The sequence below is a fragment of the Nostoc sp. genome (assembly GCF_036917555.1).
GTDB lineage: Bacteria > Cyanobacteriota > Cyanobacteriia > Cyanobacteriales > Nostocaceae > Nostoc.
The window spans coordinates 41729-52487 of sequence record NZ_JBALDD010000011.1 but is presented as its reverse complement, the minus strand read 5'-3'; the positions used below and the strand labels follow the sequence as shown (position 1 = coordinate 52487).

At 42.4% G+C, this 10759-nt stretch carries 9 protein-coding genes and 1 pseudogene; 7 read left to right on the top strand and 3 right to left on the bottom strand.

Features of this window, described 5'->3' with window-relative positions; translation table 11 throughout:
- The 6 genes and pseudogenes from V7K60_RS04405 to gshB form a co-directional block, all read left to right on the top strand.
- Positions 1 to 268, top strand: a 268-nt coding sequence (locus V7K60_RS04405; RefSeq protein ID WP_334923254.1) for a tetratricopeptide repeat protein, incomplete at its 5' end; no start/stop codon positions are given.
- Between the two features lie 61 nt (positions 269 to 329).
- Positions 330 to 608, top strand: a complete 279-nt coding sequence (locus V7K60_RS04400) for a hypothetical protein (protein ID WP_334923252.1) — start codon at positions 330 to 332, stop codon at positions 606 to 608.
- 27 nt (positions 609 to 635) lie between these two features.
- Positions 636 to 890: pseudogene (locus tag V7K60_RS04395) on the top strand (UPF0175 family protein).
- Between the two features lie 168 nt (positions 891 to 1058).
- Complete coding sequence (hflX, locus tag V7K60_RS04390) at positions 1059 to 2804, top strand: GTPase HflX (protein ID WP_334923262.1); 1746 nt, start codon at positions 1059 to 1061, stop codon at positions 2802 to 2804.
- A gap of 363 nt (positions 2805 to 3167) precedes the next feature.
- Positions 3168 to 3440 carry a glutaredoxin 3 gene (gene grxC / locus V7K60_RS04385; protein ID WP_334923251.1) on the top strand — a complete coding sequence of 91 codons (273 nt, stop codon included), beginning with the start codon at positions 3168 to 3170 and terminating at the stop codon, positions 3438 to 3440.
- Between the two features lie 231 nt (positions 3441 to 3671).
- The gene (gene gshB / locus V7K60_RS04380; RefSeq protein WP_334923249.1) at positions 3672 to 4646 is read left to right on the top strand and encodes a glutathione synthase; all 975 of its coding nucleotides are present in this window, start codon (positions 3672 to 3674) and stop codon (positions 4644 to 4646) included.
- 618 nt (positions 4647 to 5264) lie between these two features.
- Here gshB and ftsZ read toward each other — a convergent pair.
- From ftsZ to V7K60_RS04365, 3 genes are all read right to left on the bottom strand, one after another.
- Positions 5265 to 6581, bottom strand: a complete 1317-nt coding sequence (ftsZ, locus tag V7K60_RS04375; protein ID WP_334923247.1) for a cell division protein FtsZ — start codon at positions 6579 to 6581, stop codon at positions 5265 to 5267.
- Between the two features lie 60 nt (positions 6582 to 6641).
- On the bottom strand, positions 6642 to 6929 hold the full coding sequence (locus tag V7K60_RS04370; protein ID WP_334923245.1) for a hypothetical protein: 288 nt from the start codon (positions 6927 to 6929) through the stop codon (positions 6642 to 6644).
- Positions 6930 to 7659: 730 nt separating this feature from the next.
- Entirely contained in the window at positions 7660 to 8493 is an 834-nt protein-coding gene (locus V7K60_RS04365; RefSeq protein WP_334923243.1) for a cell division protein FtsQ/DivIB, read from the bottom strand.
- A gap of 905 nt (positions 8494 to 9398) precedes the next feature.
- Here V7K60_RS04365 and V7K60_RS04360 point away from each other — a divergent pair.
- Positions 9399 to 10730 carry a P-loop NTPase fold protein gene (locus V7K60_RS04360; protein WP_292778960.1) on the top strand — a complete coding sequence of 444 codons (1332 nt, stop codon included), beginning with the start codon at positions 9399 to 9401 and terminating at the stop codon, positions 10728 to 10730.
- Positions 10731 to 10759: the final 29 nt, after the last annotated feature.

Here is a 10759-nt window from a genome sequence, read left to right as displayed (position 1 = left end):
AGGACGCACTGAAGAAGCGATCGCATCCTACGACCAAGCACTGAAATTTAAACCAGATTACAACGATGCTTGGAACAATCGCGGCATTGCGCTAAGAAATTTAGGACGCACTGAAGAAGCGATCGCATCCTACGACCAAGCACTGAAATTTAAACCAGATGACCACCAAGCTTGGAACAATAGGAGAATTGCCGTCATAAAATTGAAATGGCAAAAATTAACTCAGGCTGTGACAGGATTTCTGCAACTGATTAGTTTTAAGCATTGATTTAAGAGTGGCGATAATTATCAGATATTAAGGTCAACTCATCTTCAGCAACACAAATCAAATGTCAGAAAACACCCAAGAGCAAAAACAGCTATCTCTCAAAGAAATTGCTAGCCTATCTTTGGCAGAACGTCACAAAATACTAGAACCTTTGATAGCTGCCACAGCCAAAGATTTTTTGAACGACCCTGAATCAACAGAATTCTCAGTTTTAGATGGTGAAGATTGGGAAACTGAGAATGACAACATAATTCATGTGGAAGAACTCGAAAGCACCCGCAACCATAACGCTTTTTTGAACGGCTACGCACCGGAAGACGAAGGACTTTATGACGACTGAAAATTAAAAGCAATCATCTTGATAAAAATCATGTCACAACTTAAAATTGACTATCCAGAAACTTTACCAGATGCCTTACAGCAAACGCGAGAACAGTTTGAAAAAGAAGCAAAAATGGCGATGGCAGTTAAACTATTTGAAATGAAACGTATTTCTTCTGGTTTAGCTGCACAATTAGCAGGTATAGATAGAGTAACTTTTTGACTTAATTTACACCGTTATGGTGTAGCGATGATTGATTTCACAGAAGAGGAACTTATATCTGATTTAACGAATGCTTGAAACTAATGCTCGATTTGTGAGTTAGTATCACCAAAATAGCTTCAAATAAATACCCACCGTGAACTAATTACTAACGCATCCCTCAAAGGAGAGAGATAGGAGCCGAAACCCTGTTGTAAAATAGACATATAAGAATTCGGGGGGCCATTTAACTGGTCATAAACGCCTATAGAAACTATTTTTGGAAATCTCCAAGGTCTGAAGTCCAGCCAGCTGAAGCAACTACAGCGGCTGTATCACCAGCGCATACCAGGCGATCGCATCACCACGCCTGAGTTTTCCCAGCGTATGGCAGCAATTAGCACAGAAGTCAATCAGCCTGTGTGTGCCTACATCAACCGTCGCGGACAAGTGATTCGCGTCGGGGTAGGCACACCGCGTCAAACGCAAATACCACCGATGGAATTGCCCCGTTACGGTGCAGAACGACTCAGTGGTATTCGTTGTATTGCCACCCATCTCAAGCCAGAACCGCCCAATGAGGCGGCGCTGACGGCGATGGCACTGCAACGCTTAGATGCCCTAGTTGTCCTAAATATTACCGGAACCGGATTTACACGGCGGGGAGGCGGTGCGACTGGGTATGTCAAAGAAGCTTATCTAGCTCATCTGACACCCCAAGAGTCTCGCACCCTGATTACTAGTCCTGCTGCTCACAAAGTAGGGGAAAGCCAAATCCAAACCCCAAGTTGGAATATATCGCCACCTCTTGACTTGGACGATCTGGCAGACCAGGATTTAGTAGACTTGGTAGAAAATCTGGAAGCGGAATTCCAGCGCGAATTTATCGCCCAGGAAGTAGATGCTGACCACGATCGCGTGCTGATTGTGGGGCTGATGACCAGTGAGATGACTCCCCTACAATTCCAAGACACCCTAGTGGAATTGGCACGGTTAGTTGATACTGCTGGGGGAGATGTATTACAGACAATACAACAAAAGCGATCGCGCGTTCATCCCCAAACCGTAGTTGGCGAAGGTAAGGTGCAAGAAATTGCCCTAACTGCCCAAACACTAGGAGTCAACCTCGTTGTCTTCGACCGCGACCTCTCACCCTCCCAAGTCCGCAACTTAGAAATGCAAATTGGTATCCGGGTGGTTGACCGCACCGAAGTTATCTTGGATATCTTTGCCCAACGCGCTCAGTCCCGTGCCGGTAAGTTGCAAGTAGAACTAGCACAGTTAGAATACATGCAACCGCGACTGGCTGGTAGAGGTCGCACCATGTCTCGATTGGGTGGTGGTATTGGGACTCGTGGCCCTGGTGAAACCAAACTGGAAACTGAACGCCGTGCAATTGGGCAGCGTATTTCCCGACTGCAAAAAGAAGTGAACCAATTGCAGGCCCATCGTTCCCGGTTACGGCAACGAAGACAGCATCAAGAAGTTCCTTCAGTCGCTTTGGTTGGATATACCAACGCTGGTAAGTCCACTTTGCTGAATGCTCTCACTAATGCTGAAGTTTATACAGCCGACCAGTTATTTGCCACTCTCGATCCCACCACGCGTCGTCTGGCGATTCCTTATGGCGAAACAAATGAACATCAGGAAATTCTGATTACAGATACGGTAGGGTTTATACACGAACTGCCTGCATCGTTAATGGATGCTTTCCGCGCCACCTTGGAGGAAGTTACAGAAGCGGATGCCCTACTACATTTGGTAGATTTGTCTCACCCCGCTTGGTTGCGTCATATTCGCTCAGTCAGAGAAATTTTGGCACAAATGCCAATAACTCCTGGTCCTGCGCTAGTTGTTTTTAACAAGATTGATCAAGCCAATAGTGAGACACTAGCTTTAGCTAGAGAAGAATTCCCCCTAGCGGTATTTATTTCAGCCAGTCAGCGCTTGGGATTAGAAACCCTGCGTCAGCGCCTTGCCAAGCTGATTGAATACGCCGTTGATTCTCAGTAAATACTGAAATAAATTTTTAATTTCTAGTTGAAAATGCCGTAGTTACTATTAACTACGGCATTTTCTATTGAAAATAATAGATATTTCTACTTTACTAAAGATTTATCGGATTATGTGGAATTTGCTAAATGACAATATTATAAATAATTAAAGGTTTGTAGAGACGCTACGCGTAGCTTGCTTCCCCAAAAAGGTACACTACAAACTAATATCAATATTTTTTACATTACTTAACACGACTTTTATTTATTTTTGCCTACTTACATCAATGGCTTCTCTAGATTAGGTTATGAAGGGATAAAGCAGCCACAGTCAGTGGCAAAGCTCTAAAATTAAAAAGTATTAAATCAAGTTGAGGACATCATGGCTGCAAAAGTAGAAATTTACACTTGGAGGACTTGCCCGTTTTGCATTCGTGCCAAAAGTTTGCTGAAAAGCAAGGGTGTTGAATTTATTGAATACAGTATTGATGGAGATGAAACAGCCAGAAATAAAATGGCTCAAAGAGCAAATGGAAGGCGCTCTGTACCGCAAATTTTCATCAATGACGATCATATTGGTGGTTGTGATGATATTCACGCTTTAGATAGTCAAGACAAGCTGGATGAGTTACTAACTTCTAGCAATAGCGTATAGATTCAGAAGTATTGCGCTAGCGACAAGCCGCTGCAAATTACACGGCAGTCGCTACAACTCTAGAAAAACAACGCGCTGCCTTGTCTACGGGCTTTCTCACAAAACCAATCTGTCCACAAAATTTTCCCCTCCAAGTTCCACTCAGCAGTACACATGTACGTCAATTGGTGAGAGCATCAAGAGATAATAATTGAATAACCATTTAATTTCTTGGTGATTGAGGTATAAAGGGTGAAACTGGCTTTTATCATTGATTCCATCCATCTACTTGACCCGTGTCATGATACCAGTGTTGCCCTAATTGAAGCAGCGCAAATCCTGGGACACGAAGTCTGGGTGACTCAGGCAAATCTGCTGAGTGTGGTGGAGGGCAAAGCTTGGGCTGTCCTACAGCGAGTCGAACTTGTACCAGTGCATTTGGTGGAGGGACGCTGGGTAGCGGTAAATCCTTGGTATAAGTTGAGTGATTCCTTCTTAACTTCTTTAGAGGCAATGGACGCCGTATTTATGCGGACAGATCCACCTGTCAATGATTCTTACCTATATGCCACCTATATTCTCGATTACATTGACCAAAATAAAACTCTGTTGATTAACAGTCCCAGTGGCATCCGAGGGGCAAATGAAAAAATGTACGCCCTCCAGTTTACCAAAGCGATTCCAGAAACGATTGTCAGTGCTGATAAGCAGTTTATCCGGCAATTTGTGGAAGCAAAGGGAGCAGGGGTTCTCAAACCGCTGGGTAACAAAGCTGGCGAAGGAATTTTGTTTTTGCAATCAGGCGATCGCAATTTTAACTCCATTGTTGAACTCAGTACCTTCCAAGGTAAAGTCCCAGTAATGGTACAAACTTATTTACCGGAGGCAAAAGAAGGAGACAAGCGAATTATCCTGCTCAATGGCGAACCAATTGGTGCGCTCAATCGCCTCTCTAGCGGAACTGATTTTCGCAATAATATGGCAACTGGTGGTACAGTTGCTCAAACCAAAATTACCTCAAGAGAGTATGAAATTTGTACCCAAGTAGCCGAACGCTTACGCCAAGACGGCTTAATTTTTGTAGGTATTGACGTTATCGGTGGCTACCTAACTGAGGTTAACGTCACTAGTCCTACCGGCATTCGTGAGATTGACCGCCTAGATGGTACTTGCCTTGGTCATCAGGTTATTCAATGGATTGAACAGACACTAGAAATCCAAAAATAGTTTACATTTATTTATTTTTTGTTTAATGTTCTATTTCTCAGTAAACAGACCTCTTTCAGACACTTACGTGGGCTGGTTGCCTACGCTACTTGTTTTAAGTAAATATATTTACTTGTACGGAATATGAGTTTAGTGGATCGCGGGATTGCGAGAGGTAAATGTATTGATGACTATGACCAGCTATGACGCTCGTGACGCTCAATGACTCGCTCTAAGCGAACGCAAATGCGTCTCTAAGAGTTGCCATGCCGTTGGCGAACGCGAGTGCGTCCCTCAGGGAAGAGAAGGCTCTTTACGCTGCGCTATGCGCTAAAGCGTCTCCCTCTGGGAGAAGACTCGGTAACGCTGCGCTATCGGTGATGCATCCATAGTTGGGCAGGTATTTCTATTGTTTTGTTCTGAAAGCATAGCTGGACATGCAAGCCAGTAGACTCCTGCCCAAATTCATTCTATAAAGTAGCGTTGACAAGTTTTTTTACCAATTAGCAAAATTGGGTACGGCAAAAGATTGCTTATCCCTGCCCTTGGTAAAACCCTGGTGGAAGTAGCAGATTTTATACAGCATTCAGCCTGACTTGATACTGCTAAGTTAATCTAAAATCTCAAATCCAAAATCTTTTAATTCCTTGGTGTACGTCGGTTTCTCAGAAAATCAGGTATATCTAATCCAGGTTTTTCTTTTGGTTCTGGAATTGGAGTTGGAGTTGGAGTTGAAGTTGGAGTTGAAGTTGGGGGATTAACTGCAGGTTGCTGTGTTGTTGGACGCTTCGAGGTATTAGGTGCTACTCGAACGTTAGCCACGCTTTGTTGTACCGCAGCTTGCACTTCACCTGTAAATCCGGTGGCAATTACAGTAATTCTTACCTCACCTTGGAGCCTGTCATCAATTACAGCCCCAAAAATAATATTGGCGTTGGGATCAACTACCTCATAGATTGCTTCTGCGGCTGCATTCACTTCATGCAAAGTAAGGTCAGTACCACCAGTAATATTAAATACAACTCCTCTAGCACCTTCAATAGAACACTCTAGTAATGGTGAAGAAATAGCTGCGATCGCAGCTTCTCTAGCTCTAGATTTTCCAGAGCTAACACCTATTCCCATCAATGCCGATCCCGCATCTGCCATAACTGCTCGGACATCAGCAAAGTCAACGTTTACCAAACCGGGGATCGTGATGATATCAGAAATACCTTGCACCCCTTGACGCAGCACATCATCTGCATACCGAAAAGCTTCTTGCACAGGTGTTTGTTCGGGGATCACTTCCAGCAGTTTGTTGTTGGGGATAATGATCAGTGTATCTACTCTACTTTTTAGTCCTTCAATACCTTGTTCTGCTTGACTGGTGCGGCGGCGTCCCTCAAAAACAAATGGACGTGTGACTACACCAACAGTGAGAGCGCCCATTTCTTTGGCCACTTCTGCCACGATTGGAGCTGCACCTGTCCCAGTACCACCCCCCATACCAGCAGTGATAAATACTAAATCTGCACCCTCTAAAGCCGTAGCAATTTCGTCCCGTGATTCCTCAGCTGCCTTTTGACCGATAGCAGGATTACCACCTGCTCCTAAACCCCGTGTTAGCTTCTGCCCAATTTGCAATCGACTTGGAGCGCCAGCTAAGGTAAGAGCTTGGGCATCAGTGTTAATTGACCAAAACTCTACCCCAGAGACATCAGACTCGATCATACGGTTAACAGCATTGCCACCACCACCACCGACACCAATCACTTTAATGTTGGCGACCCGACCAGGAACAATTTCGCCAATTCGGCTATTTTCCGGAGAAATTTTCTTATTATCGTGATTTTGCCCGAAGTTTAGCCCAGAGTTATTAAAGGGATTGGTCGAGTTAACTGCCAGAGAGAACCCCGGCTGTCCCGTAGATTGGGAATTTTTATAGTTAAGTCCTTGGTTATTATCAAGTGTCATTGGATTTGTGAAAGGGTAGATAAACGACTTTTTCAGGTGTTATTCACCTAAGAGTCAACTTTAGTTTGACAATGCCACAATACTATGGCGTTGTTCTTTATTGTTTTCACTACTGCCAAGCCTAACAGAATTGGCAGTGCGAAAATTTGCTATGGGATAAGCTTTTAACACAGCCGATCGCACAGCCAATTTTAGAGAAGTATACCTATATTTATCTAAAACTGACCTGTATAACTTCAACCAGACATTAATCTCTTCATTATTCTCAGCAGAGGGCATAATTTGTAAAGACACACTACAGCGTATCTTCTCTGCCTCAATAATAATATTGTTAATAGGTTTCACCATTGGGGATGATTGGAACTTTAGACACAAAATTTACCTTCTACTTACTTATTTTTAAGGTTAAACTAAGCAAGAATTTACTTGTCAGACTATACCTGATTAATTTGTTGTTTGGGTGGTCTTAATGGACACTTTCTTGGAGCAATAGCCTATCCTACAAGAACCCTGACTAGTGCGACCAACAAATCAAGATTTCCTAAGAGATTTCGTCACCTAATAGGAATTACAGCACAGAGCAGTCTAAACTTATTGGCCAAAAGTAATGCTTACGCAACTTTTGGTGGCATTTTTCGTTACAGATTGAAACTTCGGTAAACTGTCTTTGGAAGTGTCCTCAACAGACCAAAGTCAGAGCCTTTTTGCCTCTGCACTTGAATGGCGGTGTAAACCGTTCTCATTAGTGCCCTGTGCTCACGAATCTGAATCTGAATGAAAAGCTCAAGCCACTTTCTGTTTTTTGCACTGGGTTTAGTCAAATAATGTATGGGCAGAAGGCGTTTTGCACGCCATAGACCATCATTAGATTGTCTGACATCTTGCACCCTACTATTAGATGTTAGGGTAACAATTGAGGGTCTGTTACTCCCAATGGAGATTTTATGATTGATCTTCTCATTTTAATTAGAAGTCAATGCCGATTTTCGTGCGATTTGCTGGAAAACTGAAAATAATAAATATATTTATCAGCATAAAGCTTCTTAATTTACTAGGAGTTATCAAAATAATAAACATGCTAAATGTTTTTAGGGATTTTGGGAGTTAATTTTTGGTCTTTTTGGTTCATTTGTACTAATGGAAATTCGGGATTTTTCAGATCAATATACTCTATTTGACCGGAATTAAATTTTGTTGCTAAATGGCGCATTTGGGCGAGTACCTTAATTTGTTCAGATAACTGGGGGCCTGGAACACCGAGATGCACATTTCCTAATTCTGTTTTCAAAATTAAGTTTGTTGGATTTTGGCAATCAATTTCCATCACTTTCACGGGACTTTGGCTCACAGCTTCATGGAGTTGAGTCCAATCGAGGCAGTATTGATTTGGCGAACCAATTACTCTGAGATTGGGTAATTTTCTAGTGGGATTCAGTGATGTATATTTTTCTAAAGGCATCCAGACCCCACTTGCATCTAGCAAGCCAATTGTTACTTTTTTGTTGCCACGTGTTTGAGTTACCGCTACAGGTACTCGTTCTTGGATTTCAATGATTAATCCAGGAGGAAATAGGCGGCGTCTGACGATCGCTTGGGCAATAGTTGGCTGTTTCTTCAAAGAGTTAGCGATCGCTGACGGTTCAATCCGCCACAAAGACTGAGGGTAAGACAGCACCAACAATGACTGAGTTGTTTGATCCGACAGCAATTTATTACCTGATTTCATCACTATTTGTTTGGGAGCCTTTAGCATCCACACCGGTTGAACTGCCACCCACAACAATCCACTCGCCAAACCAGTAATGGCAAAGGTTCGCCAAATAGCTTGAATAATTCTCATCCGCCGCTGCCGACGCAACTTCTGACGACGCTGGGCTAGATGCGTGCGAGAAACTGATATTATGCCAGCCATTCACACCCCTTTTTGATTGCAATCTAAATTCCTTGACAAGCTTGTATCATTATTAATTTCAGTAAACACTGCTGGCATCTTTTAGCCGCTCTCCTCAAGACTTTTTTTATTTTTAGTAACACTTTACAGTAACTACACAAGGATTATGGCGCTAGTCATTATTGCTATTAAAGTTTATGGTGTCCTTTTTTAACTGACTGTAGTCTTTTTGACAAGTTATTTTTGAAGATTTTTCCTTAAAGATTACAAAATATTAATTGAGATGTGTGGGGTTTTGCTTTCTTGACAAATAGAATGTGAAATGATATATAAGTATTCCTATATCTCTGTATACCTTGCTATAATTCATACCAGTCACACCCATCAGCTATCCAAACTGAGAACTATGAAAATTTGTAGCTTTTTTTACTTACTCTCTAAGCCATATAATTTTGTGGCAGGTCAAACAGAAGGGAGAGATTGTCAAAACCTCAATAGCAGGTGTAAAAAGGACAGATATGTTTAAGACCTGACGGGTTGAATGGTACGAATAAAAGATGAAATCCTTGCTGGGTATGGATATAGGGGGTAGGGTGTAAGTTCGGAAAAAATCAAGAAAAGTAAAAATGAGTGCGAACATAAATAAATTTCTTTGCTACGCAACGCTGGCGCGAACATCACTATACCCCACACCCTACACCCCACACCCAAAAGCTTTGCAGATAATGGGTTTGCATTATCTTAGTGCCATTCGCTATTAGGGTCAATTAAATCTCTACCATACTACTGACAGTAATCTGGCAACAAGTGCTGTCTTTTGCAAGACACTACCACCTTGCGAGTCAATCCTGTGTCTACATCCTAGATAGGGATTAATTGTATAAAAAATCCAAACTAAACTGCATCTACAATAAACCTCTACATACATGAAAACGACATTAAATTTGTCACGTTTTTATAAAGCATGTAACCCTAGCTACACGCTAAATATAAGTAACGTACTAGATCGGCAATATTACATAGATTTTGCTGATGTACGTGGTTGCAAGATTGTCGAAGAATTGCAACGGACTATTATTCGGATTTCTCCTGACGAGCCAACCTGTCAGTTATTTACGGGTCATATCGGCTGCGGTAAGTCAACGGAATTGCAGCGCCTTAAGACAGAACTAGAATTGGCAGGATTTCATGTGGTTTATTTTGAGTCCAGTCAAGACTTAGACATGGCAGATATTGATATCAGCGATATTTTGCTGAGTGTAGCCCGTCAAGTCAGTGCCAGTTTAGAAGGGATTAGCATCAAACTCAAACCTGGTTACTTTACCAATTTGTTTAAAGAAGTAGGCGATTTTTTGCAAAGCCCCATAGAGCTTTCTGGACAAGCGGAGTTGTCGTTGGGTATTGCCAAAATTACCGCCAAAACTAAAGATAGCACCCAGATGCGGAATCAACTGAGGCAATATCTGGAACCACGTACCAATAGTATTTTGCAAGCGATTAACGAAGAGATTTTAGAAAAGGCTGTTGAACAGCTAAAGCTAAGGGGTCAAAAAGGACTGGTAGTGATTGTAGATAATTTGGATCGAGTGGATATGCGTCCCTTAGCATCCGGGCGATCGCAACCAGAATATCTCTTCATTGACCGAGGCGAACAGTTACGCCGACTTAAATGCCACCTAGTTTACACAATTCCCCTAACGTTAATTTTCTCCAATGAGTATGAGACACTAAAAAATCGTCTGGGGGGAGGGATTGCACCAAAAGTACTACCGATGGTATTAGTGCGGCAAAGAGATGGCAGTGACTATGAACCAGGAATGTCACTAGTGCGCCAGTTAGTTCTAGCTAGAGCTTTTCCAGAAGTTCCTTTGAATAGCAGACTGTTATTAATTACAGAATTATTCGATCACTCCCAAACCTTGGATCGTCTATGTCGTGTTAGCGGTGGTCACATTCGTAACTTATTGGGCTTACTTTATAGCTGCCTGCAACGACAAGATCCGCCTTTTTCTAGAGACTGCTTAGAAGCCGTGATTAAGGATTACCGCGACGATCTGCTATTAGCTATTGATGAATCCCAGTGGGAATTACTGTTTGAAGTAGTACAGCAGCAGAGAGTTAAAGGTGAGTCTGACTATCAGAGCTTACTAAGAAGTATGTATTTGTTTGAATATCGCGATCCTGTGGGGCGCTGGTTTGGCATCAGTCCAGCCTTGGCAGAAACAGAAAAAGTTTTGGCTTGGCAACAAAACAAGTAACAGTCAATTGTCATTTGTCATTGGTCATT